Annotated in this window: 16 protein-coding genes and 1 pseudogene; 12 read left to right on the plus strand and 5 right to left on the minus strand. The window is 72.3% G+C overall.

The genetic code is table 11. The features are described 5' to 3' along the window. Window positions 1-236: 236 nt before the first annotated feature. From ACWY4P_RS25420 to ACWY4P_RS25430, 3 genes are all read left to right on the plus strand, one after another. Window positions 237-608, plus strand: coding sequence for an effector-associated constant component EACC1 (locus tag ACWY4P_RS25420; protein ID WP_456202622.1), 372 nt, complete (start codon window positions 237-239; stop codon window positions 606-608). A 3-nt stretch (window positions 609-611) separates the two neighbouring features. After that, window positions 612-2,954, plus strand: coding sequence for a caspase family protein (locus ACWY4P_RS25425; protein WP_456202623.1), 2,343 nt, complete (start codon window positions 612-614; stop codon window positions 2,952-2,954). Window positions 2,955-3,064: 110 nt separating this feature from the next. After that, on the plus strand, window positions 3,065-3,451 hold the full coding sequence (locus ACWY4P_RS25430; protein ID WP_456202624.1) for a HEAT repeat domain-containing protein: 387 nt from the start codon (window positions 3,065-3,067) through the stop codon (window positions 3,449-3,451). A gap of 5 nt (window positions 3,452-3,456) precedes the next feature. Here the strand turns inward: ACWY4P_RS25430 and ACWY4P_RS25435 are convergent, their stop codons facing one another. Then, the gene (locus ACWY4P_RS25435) at window positions 3,457-5,271 is read right to left on the minus strand and encodes an amino acid ABC transporter substrate-binding protein (protein ID WP_456202625.1); all 1,815 of its coding nucleotides are present in this window, start codon (window positions 5,269-5,271) and stop codon (window positions 3,457-3,459) included. Between the two features lie 78 nt (window positions 5,272-5,349). Here ACWY4P_RS25435 and ACWY4P_RS25440 point away from each other — a divergent pair, with 78 nt between their 5' ends. Beyond that, window positions 5,350-6,330 (plus strand): ATP-binding cassette domain-containing protein, encoded by a 981-nt coding sequence (locus ACWY4P_RS25440; protein ID WP_456202626.1) that lies wholly within the window; start codon window positions 5,350-5,352, stop codon window positions 6,328-6,330. Further along, window positions 6,330-7,145, plus strand: coding sequence for an ABC transporter permease (locus tag ACWY4P_RS25445; protein ID WP_456202627.1), 816 nt, complete (start codon window positions 6,330-6,332; stop codon window positions 7,143-7,145). The genes ACWY4P_RS25440 and ACWY4P_RS25445 overlap by 1 nt, the downstream gene beginning before the upstream one ends. Window positions 7,146-7,166: 21 nt before the next feature. On the opposite strand, the pseudogene ACWY4P_RS25450 reads toward ACWY4P_RS25445, so the two are convergent. Both ACWY4P_RS25450 and ACWY4P_RS25455 read right to left on the minus strand, forming a co-directional pair. Next, a pseudogene (locus ACWY4P_RS25450) lies at window positions 7,167-10,489 on the minus strand (ATP-binding protein). 118 nt (window positions 10,490-10,607) lie between these two features. Continuing rightward, window positions 10,608-11,981, minus strand: a complete 1,374-nt coding sequence (locus ACWY4P_RS25455) for a diacylglycerol/lipid kinase family protein (protein WP_456202628.1) — start codon at window positions 11,979-11,981, stop codon at window positions 10,608-10,610. Between the two features lie 268 nt (window positions 11,982-12,249). Here ACWY4P_RS25455 and ACWY4P_RS25460 point away from each other — a divergent pair, with 268 nt between their 5' ends. The 3 genes from ACWY4P_RS25460 (at window position 12,250) to ACWY4P_RS25470 (ending at window position 15,841) form a co-directional block, all read left to right on the plus strand. Beyond that, window positions 12,250-13,881 carry an AlkA N-terminal domain-containing protein gene (locus ACWY4P_RS25460; protein ID WP_456202629.1) on the plus strand — a complete coding sequence of 544 codons (1,632 nt, stop codon included), beginning with the start codon at window positions 12,250-12,252 and terminating at the stop codon, window positions 13,879-13,881. Between the two features lie 125 nt (window positions 13,882-14,006). Then, complete coding sequence (locus tag ACWY4P_RS25465; protein ID WP_456202630.1) at window positions 14,007-14,591, plus strand: methylated-DNA--[protein]-cysteine S-methyltransferase; 585 nt, start codon at window positions 14,007-14,009, stop codon at window positions 14,589-14,591. Beyond that, the gene (locus ACWY4P_RS25470; protein WP_456202631.1) at window positions 14,588-15,841 is read left to right on the plus strand and encodes an MFS transporter; all 1,254 of its coding nucleotides are present in this window, start codon (window positions 14,588-14,590) and stop codon (window positions 15,839-15,841) included. The genes ACWY4P_RS25465 and ACWY4P_RS25470 overlap by 4 nt, the downstream gene beginning before the upstream one ends. Before the next feature lie 13 nt (window positions 15,842-15,854). Here ACWY4P_RS25470 and ACWY4P_RS25475 read toward each other — a convergent pair whose 3' ends face one another. Beyond that, window positions 15,855-16,520, minus strand: coding sequence for a TetR/AcrR family transcriptional regulator (locus ACWY4P_RS25475; protein ID WP_456202632.1), 666 nt, complete (start codon window positions 16,518-16,520; stop codon window positions 15,855-15,857). Window positions 16,521-16,640: 120 nt separating this feature from the next. On the opposite strand from ACWY4P_RS25475, the gene ACWY4P_RS25480 reads away from it, so the two are divergent. The 4 genes from ACWY4P_RS25480 to ACWY4P_RS25495 all read left to right on the plus strand — a co-directional run bounded on the left by ACWY4P_RS25480 (window position 16,641) and on the right by ACWY4P_RS25495 (window position 19,526). Continuing rightward, complete coding sequence (locus ACWY4P_RS25480; RefSeq protein WP_456202633.1) at window positions 16,641-17,201, plus strand: NAD(P)H-dependent oxidoreductase; 561 nt, start codon at window positions 16,641-16,643, stop codon at window positions 17,199-17,201. 116 nt (window positions 17,202-17,317) lie between these two features. Further along, window positions 17,318-18,055 carry an alpha/beta hydrolase gene (locus ACWY4P_RS25485; protein WP_456202634.1) on the plus strand — a complete coding sequence of 246 codons (738 nt, stop codon included), beginning with the start codon at window positions 17,318-17,320 and terminating at the stop codon, window positions 18,053-18,055. A gap of 59 nt (window positions 18,056-18,114) precedes the next feature. Continuing rightward, window positions 18,115-18,366, plus strand: coding sequence for a hypothetical protein (locus tag ACWY4P_RS25490; protein WP_456202635.1), 252 nt, complete (start codon window positions 18,115-18,117; stop codon window positions 18,364-18,366). A gap of 11 nt (window positions 18,367-18,377) precedes the next feature. Further along, window positions 18,378-19,526, plus strand: coding sequence for an SPFH domain-containing protein (locus ACWY4P_RS25495; protein ID WP_456202636.1), 1,149 nt, complete (start codon window positions 18,378-18,380; stop codon window positions 19,524-19,526). Between the two features lie 39 nt (window positions 19,527-19,565). Here ACWY4P_RS25495 and ACWY4P_RS25500 read toward each other — a convergent pair whose 3' ends face one another. Beyond that, the gene (locus tag ACWY4P_RS25500) at window positions 19,566-19,952 is read right to left on the minus strand and encodes a luciferase domain-containing protein (RefSeq protein WP_456202637.1); all 387 of its coding nucleotides are present in this window, start codon (window positions 19,950-19,952) and stop codon (window positions 19,566-19,568) included. Window positions 19,953-20,093: the final 141 nt, after the last annotated feature.

Genomic DNA, 20,093 nt, shown 5'->3' on the forward strand with positions numbered 1-20,093 from the left:
ACAGGGAGAAGAGGCCCGACAACGGCAGCACGAATACCGCCCGTTATGCGGACGAACGCGACCAGAAAACGCGTTCCCTACCCGAGGCGGACTGATCGTATGACCGCTCACCGCTCCGTCGGCCACGCCGCGGGAAACGGGTGCACAAGACTTGGCAAAACACACGACAGAGGACGGACCTCCGGGCGGCTCGCTATGCTCGATTGGCTGAGGTCGCTGGTTCCAGGGGGGCTTGGATGGAACTCCGGATCGGTCTGCGGGCGAGTGGGGAGTCGGCTGAGGCCTCTCTCGATACATGGCTGGAGCGGTTGCGCGAGTGGCTCAGGAACGAACCAGAGTTGCGCGGCCGGGTCACACCGCTGCGTTCACGGCCAGGCTCTGAGGAGATGAGCGGCGGCGTGGTCGAGGCGCTGGTCCTCGCCGTCGGATCGGGCACGGTGGGTGTGCTGGCGAGGTCGCTGCCGATCTGGCTGAAGCAGCAGCGGTCCCAGGTCGAGATCGAGATATCCAGCGCCGATGGCGAGAAGGTGCGCGTCAAGGCGGACAACATCCAGGACGCCGAATCCCTTATCCGCAGAGCGCTCGGTGAGCCCCCGGCGTCGGACTGACCGATGGGGCTGCCCGACCCGGAACGGTCCCGCGCGGTGCTCATCGGGACCCGCTCCTACACCGTCGAATCCGGCCTGGCCGAGCTGCCCGGCGTCACGGGCGACGTCATCCAGCTCGGCCGCCTCCTGGCCACGCTCACCGGGCTGCCCGCCGGCCACTGCCGGTCCTTGCTGGACCGGACCGACGACCGTGAGGTCTGCCAGGAGGTCAGAAAGGCGGCAAGGGAGGCCGACGATCTGCTCCTGGTGTACTTCGCGGGCCATGGGCTCATCGACCCGGAAACCAACGAGCTCTTCCTCGCCCTGTCCGGCAGCGACCCCGACGATCCGCTGTACACGGCGGTGCGGTTCGCCGAGATCCGCGAAGCCGTGGCCGCGAGCCGGGCCCGCAATCGCGTCATCATCCTCGACTGCTGCTACAGCGGACGCGCGATCGTGGACACGATGGGGCCGGACGCGGAGACGATCGCGTTCGGGCAGACGGAGACCAGCGGCGCCTATACGTTGACGGCGACATCGGCGAACCTCCCGGCGATCGCCCGCGCCGGCGAGCGGTACACCGTCTTCACCGGCGCACTGCTCGAACTGCTCCAGGACGGCATCGCGGACGCAGGGCCCCATCTCACGCTGGACCGCCTCTACGAAGAGCTTCGGCGCACGCTGACGCCTCGCCCACGGCGCCAGGGCACGGACAGTGTGGGTCAGTTGGCGTTGGTGCGCAATGTGCGGCATGAGGTGTCCACGGCTGATGAGGACACGCGGGGCGGCGAGAGAGCCGAGGACGCCGCCCGCGCGCCGCGGACGGCGGTGAAGTTCCATACGAACACCCGACGCCTGATGCGGCGGCGCGCTCTCCTCCATTTCGGCCTGGCCGGCACTCCGCTGGCGGCCGCCATTCTCTACGTGGCGTTCGTGGCCCACGATGACGCAACTCTGACGGTTTCTTTTACCTTGGCACCAGCCGTCTCTATGATCGCGGTCACCTTAAATGACTGGTTTCTTTTCTTGGTGCCCCGTATCTACGAGTTGACCGTCAGCGAAGAGGGCCTACTTTTTGTGGTGGATGGCGAGAAGACTTGGCTTTCTTGGAACGACGTCCAGCGGATGATGACCGTTCGTGCGCGCCCCTGGCACGATTCCCCGCACTGGCTCGCGGCCAGAACCAGGCGCGGCTTCATTCCACCGCAGCGCTCCCACCCGTTCCACCCGCGCATGGATCGTCGACGAAACGCTCTCGTACTGGGCGACCTGCGATACGTCCAGGCGTCTCCGGGCGAAGTAGAAGCTGTGATCTCCTCCTTCTCCGGACCTCTGTGGGACAAGGATCACGGCCTGAGCAAGGCGACGCATGTGCGCTTCGGAAAGATCAGAAAATCTATCTCTACCGCGGCGGCATCCTGGCTCGCGCTCGCGGTGGCGGCCGTCGCCACGTGGGAGGGCACCTCCGGTGCCGACCGCTGGGTCGCCGTATTCTTCGCCGCCGCGTTCACCGTGTTCCTACTCTGGCTGTCGTTCCTTCCCATCCGGCTCGAGCTGGACGACCGTTCACTTCGATTGCGCTACGCGCACCGCTCGACGTGTCTGTCCTGGGACTCGATCACAGAGGTCAGGGTCGTCAGTGACGCATCGCTTCCGGAGCCCTTTCTACTGATCGTGACGTCCCCCCGCAGCGAGCGTTGGTCACTGCCGTACGACCCGCGAATCGGCGGCCTGAAAATGGGTCTCACCAACCTGGCCGCCACACCCGGCGAACTCTCTGCGGCATTCACCCACTTCGCGGGAGACCGCTGGAAGGGGTACGCGGATGAGTTCGCCGTCACGGCCGAAGCCTCCGGTGCGAGGGCCGTCTTCAAGGGAAAAATGCAGGGAGCCGCAGCTGCGACGGTGGCTGTCGCGGCGCCGGTCGCCGTACTACTGGGTGGCGCCTGGGCCATTTTGGCGTGGGACTTTCTCGCGGAGGCATGGGCAGTACTCCCCCTTCTCGCTTTCATGAGCGCGATGCTCAGCATCCCGTTCTATGTGCCGCTGGAAATGCACATCGACAACAACGCGATGGAATTGATCGCCGGACGGCGGCACACCAGAATTCTCTGGTCGGAGCTGAGCCGGGTGGAGGTGATGCCGTCGAGTCTCGTCTCCGGCCCCAGCCAGTCCATCGTCATATGGTTCAAGGAGGGGGCGGAAGTCCCTCCCCGGTGGCGCTGGGGCGGCTGTTTCCGCCCCTGGTCCGGCGGCCTGATCGTCACCCACTGCGGAAGGGCCCTCACCGGCCTCCGGGAGTCCCCCGCCCAAGTCGAGCGCGCACTGGCCCGCTTCGCGGGCCCGGCCTGGACGCGGCGCCAGTGAGAAGGTGTGTTTCATGGCTGGGTTCAGGGAGCGGTTGGTACTCAAGCCGGATTACACGTTGTCCGCGCTGAATAGAGTCGCCTGGGATCTCGGACGATCAGCCCATTGGGATGCGTTATGTCACGGTGGAGGGCGAGGGCAGCGAGGCCGTAGCCGAACAGGTCAGGGAGAACTGTGACCTGTGGTCGTGGCAGGAGGCTCAAGCGGCACTGCGGGCGGCAACCGGTCGCAGCGACACATTGGTCGCGCTCTACGCCGCGGCTCTCACCGCACCGGAAACACAGAGGCGTTCGCTGGTTGAGGATTTCCGGGCGATAACCCGTGACCCGGACCCCGGTTTGCGTCAGGCCGTGATCATCGCTACGGGCTATCTGCCGTGGCCGGGCCTGGTGGAGTTGGTCGAGGAGTTGCGCGACAACGATCCTGAGCGACACGTCAGAGAAAACGCGCGACTCCTGCTGGACGCCCCGGCGTCCGGGACGCCGGGGCCAGGGTGAGCACGCTATTGCGGGTTCTGCGGCACCACGCAGCGGTCGTCCGCGGGCGGGGTGCCCTTCGGCCAGGCCAGGGCTTCGAAGGTCAGCTTGGTGCGCAGCGGGTTGAGGCGGACGACGGCCAGGGGATTGTTGTACGGGTTGCCGGCGTTCGTCAGGCAGATCCAGCCGCCTGCTCCCTGGATCCGGAAAGCTGAGTTCAGATTCTCGTAGTCCTCTTTGATCCGTTCTTTCGACGGGACGGGCGTTTTCGTGGTCGCCGCCGCCTTCGTGAGGGCCTTCGCGGCGGTCAGGATCACGTCGTGGGTCTCGATCGCCCGTCCGTCGTCGAGCCGTACCGCGCCCAGCTTTCCCTCGTGGGCTTCGGCTTCGGTGCGCAGTTGCTCCATCGCCCGCTGCGGTTCGACCAGATAGCGCGGCTGGTTTGCTGGGTCCGCCGCCTTCGCGCCGGCGCGCTTCTTCCAGCGCTCGAGTTCCACGTTCCAGGCGTCGGGGTGCGCCGGTGCCGCGTACAAAACGTTGATGGTGGGGGTACCGGCCTTGGGGTCGCCTCGCAGCAGCGCGCGTTCCTTGCTGCCGAGGCGTTCGTCGAGCGAGGTCGCGTCGGATCCGGTGATGACGGTGTAGGACTTCTTCCGGGCGCAGTAGGTGCGGGCCAGCTTCTTCACGAACAGCTCCAGGTGGAAGGCCCGGCCCGCGAAGTAGACGACGCGTGCCTTGGATTCGCAGAGGTTCATGGCGAAGGTCTCGAACTCGTTCGGTGTGACCCCCGCGGTCTCCGGCCCGTCCGAGGTGAAGGTCATGTCCTGGGCTCCGGCACCGGCTCCCCGGGCCTCGGTGAACGCGTCCCGGAGCGACTTGTTGTAGCTGTCGCCCGGCCGGGTGTCGGCGACCAGCGCCGTCTGGGCCCGGGCCAGCCCCGGGTCGTAGTGGAGCAGCGCGGCGGCCTGGTCCTTGCTGGTGGAGACCACGCGGGCCAGGCCCGGGTAGCGGTAGGGGCCGGGGCCGTCGGTGTTGGCGAAGGCTTGGGAGGTGACCAGGCCGGCCACGACGGGGATCTTCAGGTCGTTGGTGAGGTGGCGCATGGCGTCCTGGGTGTTGTCGAGGCTCAGGTTGAAGCCCACGACCATCCGCAGCTCGGGCTCCTGGTCGACCAGCCGGTCCAGCGTGTACCGCCATGCCCGGTAGTCCCGGCCAGGGTTGGCCAGCACCAGCCGGATGGGTGGGGCCGCGTCCGAGCCGTTCGCCTGGAGCTGTCCCAGATAGGCGCCCTGTAGCTCGCTGACGATCTGCCGGCGTACGGCCGCGTTGTCCGACTCCATGGGAATCATCAGCGCCACGGTCGCATGCGCCTTGTCCGCGATCCGCTCGTTCTCCGCCTCGATCCCGGCGAACACCTCGCGCATGCCCTGGACGCGGGGCATGAACACCCCCGTCCCGTCCGAGACCCCGACGCAGTCCGCGCCCCGCATCAGCAGCCGCTCGCCACAGCCGTCCGCGCGATCCCAGGGGGCCCAGCTCAGCAGCCCGGCGAGCACCGCGAGGGCCACGCCGACGGTGCCGGCGGACAGCATCGCGGGCCCCCAGCGGCCCGCCTTGAGCGGCGGGAGCGGGGCCGGGGCCGAGGAGGCGAGGCGCACCTGGAGCACCCGGCTCGGCAGCGGTACGTCCTGGCTGCGCCGCCACCGCTCCACCGCCTCGTCCCGCTCGCGGAACCGTTCGGGCACCGCCGCGGGCAGTTCCTCCGCGGTCACGGAAGGCTTGCCGCCCCGCGGCGGTGGCGCGGCGCCCGGGGCGCAGGTGGCGATGGTGACGGGGTGCACCCGCAGTCCGCCCGGCCCCGGCGCCCCTGAAACCGTCGTGAAACCGCCGTGAACCCGGCCGCCCGCACTCTCTACCGCATGACGACTTCCCAATCCCCCCGGGCCATCACGGCGACCGGACTGCGCAAGGCGTACGGCGAGCAGGTGGTGCTCGACGGCATCGATCTGGACATCGCCGAAGGCACGGTCTTCTCGCTGCTCGGGCCCAACGGCGCCGGCAAGACCACCATGGTCCAGATCCTGTCCACGCTGATCGGCGCCGACGGCGGTGACATCCGCGTCGCCGGGCACGATCCGGCGAAGGACCCCGACGCGGTGCGGTCCGCGATCGGGGTGACCGGGCAGTTCTCGGCGGTGGACCAGCTGCTCACCGGCGAGGAGAACCTGCTCCTGATGGCCGACCTGAACTACCTGGGCCGCCGCGAGGGGCGGCGGCGGGCCGCCGAGTTGCTGGAGCGGTTCGACCTGGTCGACGCGGCCAAGAGGACGCCCGCCACCTACTCGGGCGGGATGCGGCGGCGGCTCGACATCGCGATGACCCTGGTCGGACAGCCGCGCATCATCTTCCTCGACGAGCCGACCACCGGCCTCGACCCGCGCAGCCGGCACACCATGTGGCAGATCGTCCGGGACCTGGTGGCGGACGGGGTCACGGTGTTCCTGACCACGCAGTACCTGGACGAGGCCGATCAGCTCGCCGACCGGATCGCGGTGCTCAACGGCGGGAAGCTGGTCGCGGAGGGGACCGCGGAAGAGCTCAAGCGGCGGATTCCCGGGGGGCATGTCCGGCTGCGGTTCGCCGTGCCGGGCGATCTCGAACGGGCCGCCCGCGCCTTCGGCGAGGTGTCGCGCGACGACGAAGCGCTCACCCTCCAGGTGCCGAGCGACGGCAGTGTCCGGGAGCTGAGGTCCCTGCTCGACTGGCTGGACGCCGAGTCGATCGACGCCGAGGAGCTGTCCGTACACACCCCCGACCTCGACGACGTCTTCTTCGCCCTCACCGAAAAGCCCGGCAACCCGACCGACCGGACCACCACCGCACAGAAGGTGAACGCGTGATGAGCAGCACCCTGTCCCGTCCCCTGCCCCGTCCCCTGAGCGATTCCATGACGATGCTGCGGCGCAACCTCCGGCACGCGCTGCGCTACCCCGCCATGTCGATCTCCGTCCTGGCGATGCCGATCGTCATGCTGCTGCTGTTCGTGTACGTCTTCGGTGGCGCGCTGGGCACCGGCGTCGGCCCGATGGGCGGGGCGGGCGGCGGCGACTCGGACTACATCGACTACGCCGCCCCCGGAATCATCCTGATGGCGGCGACCTCCGGATCGCTGGCGATGGCCGTGGCCATCTCCGTCGACATGACCGCGGGCATCATCAACCGGTTCCGCACCATGGCGATCTCACGGTCGTCGGTGCTGATCGGACACGTCGTCGGCTGTGTGCTCCAGACGCTGGTCGCCATCGCTCTGGTCACCGGGCTCGCGCTGGCCATGGGGTTCCGGCCGAACGCCACCGCCGTCGAGTGGCTTGCCGTGTTCGGCCTCCTGGCGCTGGTCACCATCGCGCTCACCTGGCTCGCGGCCGCCATGGGGCTGGTGTGCAAGAGCCCCGAGACCGCGAGCAACGCGCCCATGCCGCTGCAGTTCCTGCCGTTCCTCGGCAGCGCGATCGTCCCCACGGACTCGATGCCGACCGCGCTGCGCTGGTTCGCCGAGTACCAGCCCTACACCCCGATCATCGAGACGCTGCGGGGGCTGCTGATGGGCACCGAGATCGGGAACAGCGGCATCATCGCGGTGGCCTGGTGCGTGGGGCTGACCCTGGTCGGCTTCCTCTGGGCGCGGGCGATGTTCAAGCGGGAGCCGAGGCATTAACCGGCCCGGCAGTGCCGGACGTCAACCGCAGGCCCGGCAGTGCCCGCCGGGCCTGCGTTGCCCGCCGTGCCCGCCGTACTCCCGTGGAGCAGGCGTCAGAGGCTCGATCGCCGTCAGGGCCGTGGCCAGCAGCTCTTCCCGCCCCAGGGCGGCGTACGAGGACACCGCGCCCTCGTACGCCGCCCTGTCGGCCTGTTCGGCCGCGTGGCGGGCGCGGGCGGAGGCCATGGTCGGCTGGAAGCCGCGCAGGAAACGGAACCGCTCCGCCAGGGCGATCAGCCGGGCGCCGGTCGTACGGGCCGCCGCGTCCCCGGTGCGCTCCGCGCGGTCGAGTTCCACCATGGCCAGGGCCAGCAGCAGCGCGCCGCACACTGGGAGGTCCATCAGATAGGCCGGGGGCTTCTCCACGGGGTGGCTGAGCATTGTCCACAGCTTGTGGGGAAGTTCGCCGACGGTCTCCTCGATCAGGTCGAGCCGGCCGTGGTGCGCGTGTGCGACGACGGCGGCGGCCTCGATCTCCAGGGTCCAGGGCTCCAGACCGGGCGGATCGGTGCGGTAGAGCGCGCGCTCGCCGCTCTCCGACGCCCCGACGGCCCGCCGCCACTCGCGGCAGCCGGCCTCGGCCTCGCCGCGCGCGAGCAGCAGCTCCGCCCCCATGCCGAGGCCGAAGGCGACCGCCCCGACCGTCTCCGCCTCCGTCTCCGCCGCCTCCTCCTGCCGTTCGGGCGTCGTCAGCGGCAGCCAGTGCTCCGCCTCGTCGATGGCGCCGAGTTGCAGATTGGCCAGGACCAGGGCCGCCTTGATGCCGGTGATGTCCCCCCACGGCATGCCCTCCTCCATCAGCCGCAGCGCCGCGACCAGATGGCGCTTGCCCTCCTCGCCCCGTTCGGCCTGCAGGGACAGTTCGCTGATCCGGGTACGGGCCAGGACCTCGACCCAGGCGGCGCCCCGGCCCCGGAACGCGTCCAGCATCCCCTCGGCCGCCCGGATCGCGCCGTCCACATCGCCCTGCCGCTCCAGGACATAGCTCGCGAGGGAGTTGGCGACGACCGCCAACAGCGGCTCGTCGCTGTCACACAGCGCGCGCAGCGGGGCCGGATCCGGCCTCAGCACCTCGGGCGCGGCGGCCATCACGGTCGCGATGGCCCGTACGAGGGTGTCGGGCGGGGCGGGCGGCAGCCGGCGCAGGGTGACCAGCGGGCGGCCGGCGCGCAGCCCGACGACGGTGAAGGTGTTCGCGGTGAACAGCGCCGTGGCGGTCCGGGTGACCTCGATGAGCGCAGGGTCGGACGCCCGCTCGGGCCGGTAGTGCGACAGCAGCCGGCTGGTCTGCTCGGCCAGCGCGGCAACGCGCGTGTAGTTGCCCTCGACCGTCCACAAGGACACGAGTACGGCGGACGTCGCCGCGACCGCGGCGCCGTCGTCCCGGGCCAGCCCGTGCCGCAGGGCGTGGACGAGGTTGTCCTGCTCGGCCCGGATCCGGCCGAGGGGCGCGAAGAAGTCGCGTTCATGGGGCGAGTCGTGGTGTGCCACGCCGAAGTCGCGGGCCCACGCGAGGAAACGGCCGATCACGCGGTCGGTCTCCCCGGCGGCCTCCCGGTGGGCGGTGCTGAACTCCCGTACGGTCTCCAGCATCCGGAAACGCGCCCCGCCGGGGTGTCGGCGACCTTGAGCAGCGACTGGTCGGTCAGGTCCGCGAGCACCCCGAGGGCGTCGTCCGCTTCTCCCTCGTCTTCTCCCTCGTCCCCCAGGAGGTGGCACGCGGCGTCCGCCGTGAATCCGCCGGGGAAGACGGACAGCGCCCGCAGCGCCGCCTGTCCGGCCGGATCCAGCAGGTTCCAGCTCCAGTCGACGACGGCGTGCAGCGTACGGTGGCGGCTGGGCGCGTCCCGCGCGCCGCCGCGCAGCAGGGTGAACCGGTCCTCCAGGCGGCGGGCGATCTCGGCGACCGACATGACCCGGACCCGCGCGGCCGCCAGCTCCACCGCGAGCGGCAGCCCGTCCAGATGGCGGCACAGCTCCGCCACCGCGTCCGCGGGCAGATCGGCGCCGGGCCGCACCGCCCGCGCCCGCTGCTCGAACAGCTCGACCGTCGTCGCCGGGCTCAGCTCCGGCAGCAGATACACGGCTTCGGAGGACAGGCCGAGCGGGGCCCGGCTCGTGGTGAGCACCCTCAGGTCCTGGGTCGTGGACACCAGTTGGCGCACCAGCTCGGCGGCGCCGCGGATGACGTGCTCGCAGTTGTCCAGCACCAGCAGCACCGGCCCGGGGCCGAGCGCTGCCAGGATGCCGGTGAGGACGTCCGTCGGCAGACCCAGATGGCCGACCGCGCCGGGCGGGGCCTCGCCGACGCCGAGCGCCGACGCGACCTCCCTGACCACGTCCCCGTCGGAGGTGACACCGGCGAGCCCGACGAAGTACACGGCGCGCCGCTCGGCCCGGCGGCTCACGGCGTGCGCCAGCCGCGTCTTGCCCAGGCCGCCGGGGCCGACGACCGAGGCGACCCGGGAGGCGTGCAGCAGCTCCGCCACCGCGGCGGTGTCCTCGTCGCGGCCGAGCAGCGGGTTGGGCTCGTACGGGACGCCGTGGCGCACCACCGGCGCCTCGCCCCGCAGCAATTCCTCGTGCACGGCCTGGAGCGCGGGGCCGGGGTCGGTGCCGAGCTCGTCGCGCAGCGCGCGGCGGTATGTGTCGTACCTGGCCAGCGCCGCGGACGGGCCGAGCGTGGCCGCCTCGCAGCGCAACAGCTCCAGCAGCACCTCCTCGTCCCGCGGCCGTTCACGGGCCAGGCCGTCCAGCGGCTCGGCCGCCTCGGCCCGGCGGCCGAGCCGGGACAGGGCCAGCGCGCGGGCGCGCGCCAGCGTCCGATACGTCCCGGCCCGCTCCGCGCGCAGGGCCGCCACCGGATCCTCGGCCGCGGCGCCCCGCGCCGCGCCGTCGGCCTCGCCGCCCGGGTCGCCCTCCCACAGCGCGAGGCCGGCCTCGGCGTGCGCGAGCGCCGCGGCGTGGTCGCCGGCGCGCGCGTGCCGCGCGCTCGCGGCCGCGCTGAGCAGGACAGCGGAGCTGTCGACCTGGTCCTCGGGCAGGGCGAGGCGGTAGCCGGTGGGGGTACTGGCGATCACATCGGCGCCCAGCTGGGAGCGGGCGCGGGAGACCAGGATCTGGAGCGCCTTGGTCGGGTTCTCCGGCCGGTCCTCCGGCCAGAGCCCGTCCACCAGCCGCGCGGTGCCGCAGCCGGTACGCGGCTCACCCGCGAGAAGCGCGAGCAGGCCGCGCAGCCGGGGCCCGGTTATCTCGCGGCCGCGGCACGAGACCCGTGACAGCAGGGTCAGCTCGGTGGTCACCGGGTCAGGTTAGCCAGTGGGCCTGCCGTCGCGAACGCCCCGGCCTTCCCGGCTGCCCCCGGCCTCGCGGTCGGGGCCGACCCGTCGGGGGCAGCGGTGCCGAACGCGTACCGGACGCTCAGAACCCGCGCCCGCCGACCGCCGTACGCCCCACCACCGCGCCCAGCTTGCGCAGCCGCCGCCAGTCCATGGGCGGCTTCACCGCCGGGACCCCGGGCCGGCCCCTGGGGACCCGTACCCGCAGCGCCCCGGGCGCCATACGGCAGCGCACCGGCACCGACAGCATCAGCGCCTCGCCGTCCACCCCGACCTCGATCTCCCCGCGGTCGGCGTCCACCAGCACCTCGTGGGCGGTCCGCACCGTCAGGCCCGCGGACTTCCGGCCGCGCAGCAGCCCGGCGGCCTGGGCGGCGTTGTCGACCTTGACGCCGAGGACGCCGAGCCTGCCGGAGTCCAGCAGCTCGCGGCGGCCGAGCCCGGCCGGGTCGCCGGTGCGGTACGGGTTGTTGCTGACCAGCAGGGCCTGGGGAGCGGGGATCTTGACCCCGTCGGCCTGCGCGATCATGCGGGGGCCGCGCTGGCGGGTCAGCAGGTCGGGCAGCAGCTCCAGGGTGGTGCGCACCTTGTCGTCGCGGTAGGCGGGGCTCTGGACGACTGCCGCGTACGCGCCGAAGGACGCGTTGTTGACGAAGGGGTGCTCGTTCGCATAGCCGAGGTCGACGCGGAGTTCCACGCCGTCGCTCAGCGCGTCCAGACAGGCCGACGGGTCCTCGCGGTCCAGGCCGAGGTCCAGCGCGAAGTGGTTGCGGGTGCCCGCGGAGATCACCAGGAAGGGGAGTCCGCGCTCCACCGCGACGGCCGCGACCAGCGCCTGCGTACCGTCGCCGCCCGCCACGCCCAGCAGATCGGCGCCCGCGTCCGCCGCCTCGTGGGCCAAGGCGGCCACGTCCTGCGGGTGGTCGGGGTCGAGCAGCACCACGCGCGCGCCCAGGCGCTCGGCCTTCTCCCGCAGCCCGAACCGCCCCACCTTTCCGCCGCCCGAGCGCGGGTTCATGATCAGGAAGGGGCTTCGCGGCGCGGGGGTCTGGTACTCCCTCACCGGTGCGGCGCCGAAGCCGGTGCTGCGGATCGCGGCCCGCCCCGACCAGACGGCCACCCCCCACAGCCCCAGGGCGACCACCACCACCCACAGCAGGTTCCTCGTGTCGTAGAACCCGATCACGGTGAGCGGCGCCGCCACCGCCAGGACGGCCGCCGCGATCCGGGCCACCCCACGGCGGGTCAGCGCCCACCAGGCGGCGGCCGCGGTGACCGCCATGCCGCCAAGACCGACCACCACCAGGATCAGGCTGGCGGTCCCGGCGAAGATCAGCGGCAGCAGCACGCCCAGCGCGGCGGCGGCCAGGGACAGCCGTGCCGACCAGCGCTGCACGGAGTGGGCCCCCTCATCGGTCCCCCAGCTACCGCTGGAAGGTTCCCCCCCAGGCACCATCGGCCCTCCCCGGCCCGGCAAACCACTCAACGGCCTTCTCGCCCTCTCGACACTCTCAGCGCTCTGGGCACTCTCAGCACTCTCGTCACTCTCGACAGCGCGTCATGCTAGGCCTTGCGGCGGGCCGTTCGTGCCCACTCCGCGCCGAGGGCATGTCCGCGTCACCCTGGAGGACGGGCAGTCGGTGGCATGAGGTTCACCGAACCGGCCCACCACCTGGTCCGATTACCGCCAGACAGCGGCCGGACCGGCGGCGAAGAATGGCCGCGTGCTCGATTTCGACATCTGTTACCGGGCCATGGCCAGCCGTGACGCGCGGTTCGACGGCGCCTTCTACGTGGCGGTGACCTCGACCGGCGTCTACTGCCGCCCGGTGTGTGGCTCGCGCACCCCGAAGCGGGAGAACGTCCGGTTCTTCCGGGTCGGGGCGGCTGCGGAGGCGGCGGGATTCCGGGCGTGCCGGCGGTGCCGCCCGGAGGCCGGGCCCTCGTCACCGGAGTGGAACGTACGGGGCGATCTGGTGGCCCGCGCGCTGCGGCTCATCGCGAGCGGCGCCGTCGACGAGGCGGGCGTCGCCGGGGTGGCGCGCCAGCTCGCGGTGAGCGAGCGCCATCTGCACCGGCAGCTGGTCGCGGAGGTGGGCGTGGGGCCGCTCGCCCTGGCGCTGAACCGCCGCGCCCAGACCGCGCGGCTGCTCATCGAGACCGGCACCCTGCCCCTCTCGGATGTGGCACTGGCCGCCGGATACTCCAGCGTCCGGCAGTTCAACGACGGCATCCGCGCCGCGTTCGGCCGCTCGCCGAGCGAACTGCGGGGGCAGCGGGGGCAGCGCGGGGCGCGGGCGCCGCACGACGGCCGCCGGGACCAGCGGTCCGAGCCGCTGGCGCTGCGGCTGCGGTACCGGCCCCCGCTGAACGGCGCGGCGCTCCTGACCTGGCTGCGCGACCGCGCCGTCCCGGGCGTGGAGGAGGCCGACGGCGGCCGCTACCGCCGTACGCTGCGCCTGCCCCGGGGCGCGGGGGTCGCCGAGCTGGATCTGGGCACCGCCGTGTCCGGCGGCCGCCACGTCGGGCACGAGGTGCCGCTGCGACTGTCCCTGGACGACCTCCGCGACATCACGGCCGCCGTACGGCGCTGCCGCGACCTGCTCGACCTGGACGCCGACCCGGACGCCGTCGCGGACACCCTGGGCCCGGACCCGCTGCTCGGGCCGATGGTCCGGGCCGCGCCCGGGCTGCGGGTGCCGGGCTGTGCGGAGGGGTTCGAGCTGGCCGTACGCGTCCTCGTCGGGCAGGACACCTCGCTGGAGGAGGCCCGGCGGCTGTGCGGACGGCTGGCCGCCGGCTACGGCGAGCCCGTCGGCCCCGCCGTGGACGTCGGCCCCGCCGTGGACGTCGGCCCGGCCCCGGCGGCGCATCCTGGCCGGGAGGCCGGACCGAGCCAGGGAACGTCACCGCCTCGGGCCCACTCGGCTCATAACGCGAGCCCGGCCCTGGCGGTGGGCCCCACCCGGCTGTTCCCCTCCGCCGCCGCGCTGGCCGACGCCGACCTCGCCGGGCTCGGCCTCGGCGACCGACCGGCCGCCGCCGTACGGGCCCTGGCCCGCGCCGTGGACGACGGGACGCTGCGCCTGGGCCGGGACGCCGAGCGGGAGGAGGCCACGGCCCGGCTGCTCACCCTGCCCGGAATCCGCCCCTGGGCCGTCCAGCGCATCGCGGCACGCGCGCTGGGGGACCCCGACGCCTTCGCCCCCGAGGACCCGGAGCTCCGCCGCGCGGCACACGCCCTCGGTCTCGCCGACGCCCCCGCGGACCTCGCCCGGCGCGCCCGCGGCTGGCGGCCGTGGCGCTCGTACGCCGCGGTGCACCTGCGGTCCGCGCCGGCCCGCCGCGCCACCTGACCGCCCCCGCCGCCTCACCTCGCCGTACCCGCCTGATCCGCGCGCTGCCCACCCAGGCCCCAGAACAGCCGGCGCAGCCAGAGCGACCACAACGACCCGAAGAACCACCAGAACAGGACACGCCCATGTACGCCGCCACGGTGCCGACCCCGCTCGGCCCCTTCACCCTGGTGACCGCCCCGGACGGCATCCTCGCCGCGGGGTTCACCGAGGACCCCGCCGTCCTCCTCGCCGAACTCCCCCGGGCGTGGCGGGAGCGCCGACCGGCCCCGCGCGCCGCGCGGGAGCCGTACGCCTCCGCCGTGACGGCCTATTTCGACGGCGAGTTGGCGGCGCTCGACGCGCTCCCCGTCGTCCAGTCCGGCAGTGACTTCCGGCTCGCGGCCTGGCGGGAGATGCGCCGGGTGAAACCCGGGGCCACCGTCAGCTACCAGGAGTTGGCGGCCCGCGCGGGAAGCCCCGGCGCGGCGCGGGCGGCGGGCGCCGCCTGCGCGTACAACCTGGTGCCCCTGATCGTGCCCTGCCATCGCGTGCGCCGGTCGGACGGCAGCCTGGGCAACTACTACTACGGCCTGGATGCCAAGCGATGGCTGCTCACCCATGAGAACGGACACGCGAACGGACACGAGAGCGGTCACGAGAGCGGTCACGAGAGCGGTCACGAGAGCGGACACGAGAGCGGACACGAGAGCGGAAGCGGTGCCCGGTGAGGGCGTATGCGCGGGTCCTGCGCGGGTCGGGCGGGTTCGGCCGGCTGTGGCTGGGCGCCACGGTGTCGCTGCTGGGCGACGGGATGACGTTCCTGGCCCTGGCGTGGCTGGTGCTCGACGAGGGCGGCACCGGCCGGCTCGGGCTGCTGGGCGTCTGCTTCACCGCACCCGTCGTGGTCGGCGGGCCCGCGGTGGGGCTGCTGCTGGACCGGGTCGACAAGCGGACGCTGCTGATCGCGGACAGCGTGTTCCGGGCGGTCTGCGTGGCGTCGGTGCCGCTCACGGCCGCCTTCGGGGGCATGCCGACCGTCCTGCCCTTCGTGGTGGCGGTGGTCTACGGGCTGCTCAAAATGGTTCCGCTGGCGGGTTTCCCCGCGGCGATACCGCAACTCGTGGACGACGACGACCTGGACACCGCGAACGCGCTGGAGTCGCTGAGCTTCAGCGTGTCGTCCGTCGTCGGCCCGGCCCTGGCCGGTGTCCTGATCGGCGCGATCGGCGCGGCCAACGTGCTGCTCGTCGACGCCGCCTCGTACCTCGTCCTCGCCGCTCTGGCAGCGACCGTACGGCGGCCGCTGTCGCCGCCCGCGCGCGGTGGGAAACCGGCGCGGGCGAAGCCGTCCCTGAGGAGTGTGGCCGGTGACCGGGTCGTCGTGGCCACGACGGCGGCCTTCATGCTCTTCAATATCGCCGAGGGAATGCTGCTGCTGGTGATCGGGCCCTGGCTGGCCAAGCACGAGCTGGGAGGTGGCGCCTCGGTCCTGGGCGTGCTGGCCGCCGCGCTGGCGGCCGGGGAGGTGCTGGGCGCGGCGCTCGCGGGGCGCGGGCGGCCCGGGCGGGCGTCGCCGCGGCTGATCGGGCTGTGCCAGGCGGGGGCCGGGTCGGCCTTCCTGGCCGTGCTGGGGGCGCCCAGCGCTCTGGTGGTCGGCGCCGGGTACTTCGCGGTGGGCGTGCTGAGCGCCCCGATGACCGTATGGGCCCAGTCGCTGCGGATGCGCCGTATCCCGCCCGCGCTGCACGGCCGGGCCTTCACGGCGCTGCGTACGCTCATGCAGGGGACGCCGCCGCTCGGGGCCGCGCTGGCCGCTCCGCTCCTGGCGCGGGGTGAGCTCGCCACGGCCGCGGTGATCATGGCGACGGTGGCGGGCCTGCCCGGCCTGTGGCTGGTGCTGGCCGTGTCCGAGCCGACGTCTCCAGCAACTCAAGAGGCTCAACAGACTCAAGAAGCCAGAGAGGCTCAAGAGGCCTGAGCGACCGGACAATTCACGCGGCGGGCTTGACGATGCGGGTGACGAGGTCGCGCCAGCCCGCCTCCAGCCGGGCCGGCTCCATCCCGCGCTGCCGGGTCAGATGGTTGATGAGCGCGGGCTCCAGGTAGCCCAGCAGCGTCTCCGCCAGCAGCTCGATATCGCCGCCGGCCCCGGCCTCGCGCAGCAGCATGGTGACGTGGGTGAGCCGGACCTGGCGCGGGGCGCTGACCAGGCGGCGGTGGGCCTCGGGGTCACCGGCCAGATAGAGGTCCAGAAACGCGCACATCTGCCGGAGCGTGGTCACGCCGAACGCCTCGAGCCGCTCGACGGCCGGGGCGCCGGGCCCGAGCGGGGGCGGGCCGGTGAGGAAGGACTCCTGGTAGGCCTGCTCGGAGTGGTCGAGCAGCGCCTGGAGCAGACCGGTGCGGTCGCCGAAACGCCGGAAGACCGTGCCCTTGCCGACCGACGCGGCGCAGGCGACCGCCTCCATGGTCAGCTTGTCCGCGCCGTGCTCGGCGACCAGCCGGGCGGCGGCCTCCAGCAGCCGGGCCCGGTTGCGCGCGGCGTCGGCCCGCATCGGCGGCGCCTGGCCGGCCAGGGGCAGCAGCGACCGCCCGGCCGCGCCCCGGGGGGACGACGCGGGCTGAGCTGGAGGCTGGGGCGGCGCTGACGAGGTCATGACCCCTAGCGTACCGGACCGCGGTCCGGTTATATTGAAGTGGACCACGGTCCGGTTATCTGGTATAACCTTCAACTAATGAGGTCCGCGCCGCGGGCGCTTATCGATCTTGGAGAATCCATGTCTGTTCGCATCCTCGCCCTGGTCGGCAGCCTCCGCGCCGGCTCGACAAACCGCCAGCTCGCCGAGGCCGCCGTGAAGCTCGCCTCCGAGGGCGTCGAGATCACGGTCCACGAGGGCCTGGCCGACATCCCCTTCTACAACGAGGACATCGACGTCGAGGGTTCCGTACCCGCGGCGGGCGCCAAGCTGCGCGCCGCGGCCGCCGAGGCCGACGCTCTCCTGTTCTTCTCGCCCGAGTACAACGGCACCATGCCGGGCCTCCTGAAGAACGCGATCGACTGGCTGTCCCGCCCGTACGGCGCCGGCGCCATCTCCGGCAAGCCGGTGGCCGTCGTCGGCACCGCCTTCGGCCAGTACGGCGGCCTGTGGGCCCATGACGACATCCGCAAGTCCGTGGGCATCGCCGGCGGCACCGTCGTCGAGGACATCAAGCTCTCCATCCCCGGCTCCCTGACCCGCTTCGCCGAGCAGCACCCGTCGGACGACGCCGAGGTCACCGGCCAGCTGACCGACGTGCTCGCCCGCCTGACGAAGGAAGCCCGCGCCGCGAAGGCCTGAGCCCCGCTTCCTCCCCCGCGGCCCCGCCGACCGGACACGGTCGGCGGGGTCCGCTGCTGCCTCCAGTACGCTCTCGCCGACGGCGATGCCGCCGCGCCCAACAAGGGGGAGCGTCCATGGAGTTCGTCCACCACGCCGACGGGGAAGCCCTGAGCTGCGCCTCCTTCGAGCCCGCCGGGCCCGCCTCGTCCGACGCCGGCCGCGCCCGGGTGGTGATCATGCACGGGGCCGGAATCGGCAGCAAGGAGCGGAGCATCCCGCTCGCCCGCGACTTCGCCGCGGCGGGCCACCCCTCCCTCGCGTTCGACTTCTCCGGACACGGGCGCAGCTCGGGAAAGCCGGCGGAGCTGAGCCTGGAGCGGAGGTTCCGTCAGGCGCTCGACGTCATCGAGGCGTTCTCCCCCGACGGCGGCCCGCTGATGCTGGTCGGCTTCAGCATGAGTGGCCAGACCGTCGCCGATCTGACCTCCCACCTCGGCAGCCGGGTCGAGGCGATCTGCCTGTGCGCACCAGCGGCGTACGGGCCCGAGGCGTGGCCGGTGCCGTTCGGGGACGGGTTCACCGAGCTGATCCGCCGGCCCGGGAGCTGGCGCCCCAGCACGGTCTTCGACGTGTTCGGCGCCTTCACCGGCCGCTCCGTCCTGGTCGTCCCCGAGCACGACGAGATCATCCCGCCCGAGGTCACGGCCGGGATCGAGCAGGCCCTCCGTACCAGGTCCCCATGGACCAAGCTGGTCCTGGACGGCGCCGACCACCAGCTCGGCCGCTGGCTCTCGGCCCACCCGGAGCACCGCACCCGCCTCGTGGAGCTGTGCACCCGGCCGCTCGACAGCAACACCGGTCCGAGGCGTTGACGCCACGGCGCCAGTGTCCGAGCCTCGACATCAGCAAGACGAGGGGGGCGTGGCCATCCATGGCGACGGACGATGCCGTACGCGGCTGCACCGGTGTGCTGGTCCTCGGCACCCGCGGATCCGCCGGCCCCGGCGAGGTCCTGGTACGGATCAGAGGCGGCACCGAAACCTTTCTCGCCTGGTCCGACGTCCCCTTGCCCAAAGGGACATCCGTGCTCGTGATCGATTGCCGTGGCGCGCGCCAGGTCGACGTCATCGAGTGGGCTGATCCGTTGAACGCGTTGGCCGGCGAGGCCGGCAGCGCCGGTTGAGGAGACGAAACATGTTCGGTTACCGCGTTCCCGCCCCGGACCAGGCGATGCTCATTTCCGGCGGCAGGCGTGGACAGGGTGGTGCGCCGTTCCGGGTGGTGACCGGCCACGGCAAGTTCGTCATCCCGGTCTTCCGCAAGACCCGGTTCCTGACCCTGGCGATGTGCGAGTCGGAGGTCGCCGAGACCTGTGTCACCAAGCAGGGCATCGTGCTGACGGTCCGTGCCGTGATCGCCTTCAAGGTCGGCAACGACACCGAGAGCATCGTCAACGCGGGCCAGCGTTTCCTCTCCGACCAGGACCAGATGTCGGTGCTGACGGGCCGGATCTTCGCCGGACACCTGCGCGCCATCATCGGCTCGATGACCGTCGAGGAGATCATCACCGAGCGGCAGAAGCTCGCCACCGAGGTCCTGGACACCTCCAAGGCCGAGATGGCGAAGATCGGTCTGACCGTGGACTCGCTGCAGATCCAGTCCATCGACGACGGCGACACCGGCTACATCGCGGCGATGTCGGCCCCGCACAAGGCGGCCATCCAGCGCCAGGCCCAGATCGCCCAGGCCCAGGCCGCGCAGGCCTCGGCCGAGGCGGAGCAGGCGGCCGCGCGGAAGCAGGCCGAATACGCCCGGCAGACCGCCATCGTGCAGGCCGAGTACTCGGCGGAGGTGGAGCGCGCCCAGGCCCAGGCCGGGCAGGCCGGGCCGCTGGCCGAGGCCCATGCGCAGCAGGAGGTGCTCGCCGCGCGGACCGAGCTGGCCCAGCGCGCGGCCGACCTGCGCCAGCAACAGCTGGTGGCCGAGATCGTGAAGCCCGCCGAGGCCGAGGCCGAGCGGATCAGGGTGCTGGCGCTGGCCGAGGCGGAGCGGATGCGGATCCAGGCCGAGGCCGCGGCCTCGCACGGCCGGGTGGCGCTGGACCGCATGCTCATCGACCAGCTGCCGCAGATCGTCAAGGAGGCCGCCGCCGGGCTCTCCGGAGCCAATGTCAACGTCCTCAACGGCGCCGACGGCCTGGGCGAGATCGCCGCGGGCCTGGTCGGACAGGGCCTGACGATCCTGGACTCGGTACGGCGCAACCTGGGCTCGCCCGAGGGCGGCGCGGAGAAGAACGCCGGGCCGCGCCCGGCGGACGAGGGCGGCAGGGTCGAGATCAACTGACGGCCGACGGCCGGACGACCACCGGATGGCGGCCGCGCGTCAGCACATCTGGTGGTCCCTCCGGTCCGGGAACGTCACCCGGTTGAGATTGCACCGGTGCGGCGCGGCCCCGACGCACCGCGCATGCGCCTGAAGTGCGACGCTGACCAGGCACAACAGCACATCCGCGTCCCGCTCGCTGTCCAGGTGCACGGTCACCCACTGTGACTCCGGCACCAGCCGGATCGCCGTCGACCGCCCGAGATGAGCGGCCAGGTGCCGGATGGCCGGTTCGGTAAGGTGCAGGTCGGCGTCCCGGTCGGAGTGGAAGTGCACGATCTCGCACTCCGCCGTCCGCACCGCGCGGCCCATGCCACAACGGGCCGGGCCCACGTCGAGGTCCGGCCAGTCCCGCAGTCGCTCCATGGCTCGATGCGCCACGCTCACGGATACATCCTCCCCCGGTTTCCCGGGGTCTCACCCTCGCGTTGCCTGACCGTAACCATCCGATCCGACTGGCTGGTTGCGGCCCACACCGCCCCTCCCGCCCGGCTGGCGGGGGCGGTCCTCTTGTGATGCGCCGACGCC

The sequence above is a fragment of the Streptomyces sp. LZ34 genome, from assembly GCF_053890475.1.

Bases quoted from the DNA above. Each gene is read 5' to 3' on its own strand.
- ACWY4P_RS25420 (WP_456202622.1), top strand. From the start codon at position 237: ATGGAACTCCGGATCGGTCTGCGGGCGAGTGGGGAGTCGGCTGAGGCC.
- ACWY4P_RS25425 (WP_456202623.1), top strand. From the start codon at position 612: ATGGGGCTGCCCGACCCGGAACGGTCCCGCGCGGTGCTCATCGGGACC.
- ACWY4P_RS25430 (WP_456202624.1), top strand. From the start codon at position 3,065: ATGCGTTATGTCACGGTGGAGGGCGAGGGCAGCGAGGCCGTAGCCGAA.
- ACWY4P_RS25440 (WP_456202626.1), top strand. From the start codon at position 5,350: ATGACGACTTCCCAATCCCCCCGGGCCATCACGGCGACCGGACTGCGC.
- ACWY4P_RS25445 (WP_456202627.1), top strand. From the start codon at position 6,330: ATGAGCAGCACCCTGTCCCGTCCCCTGCCCCGTCCCCTGAGCGATTCC.
- ACWY4P_RS25455 (WP_456202628.1), bottom strand. From the start codon at position 11,981: ATGGTGCCTGGGGGGGAACCTTCCAGCGGTAGCTGGGGGACCGATGAG.
- ACWY4P_RS25465 (WP_456202630.1), top strand. From the start codon at position 14,007: ATGTACGCCGCCACGGTGCCGACCCCGCTCGGCCCCTTCACCCTGGTG.
- ACWY4P_RS25475 (WP_456202632.1), bottom strand. From the start codon at position 16,520: ATGACCTCGTCAGCGCCGCCCCAGCCTCCAGCTCAGCCCGCGTCGTCC.
- ACWY4P_RS25480 (WP_456202633.1), top strand. From the start codon at position 16,641: ATGTCTGTTCGCATCCTCGCCCTGGTCGGCAGCCTCCGCGCCGGCTCG.
- ACWY4P_RS25485 (WP_456202634.1), top strand. From the start codon at position 17,318: ATGGAGTTCGTCCACCACGCCGACGGGGAAGCCCTGAGCTGCGCCTCC.
- ACWY4P_RS25490 (WP_456202635.1), top strand. From the start codon at position 18,115: ATGGCGACGGACGATGCCGTACGCGGCTGCACCGGTGTGCTGGTCCTC.
- ACWY4P_RS25495 (WP_456202636.1), top strand. From the start codon at position 18,378: ATGTTCGGTTACCGCGTTCCCGCCCCGGACCAGGCGATGCTCATTTCC.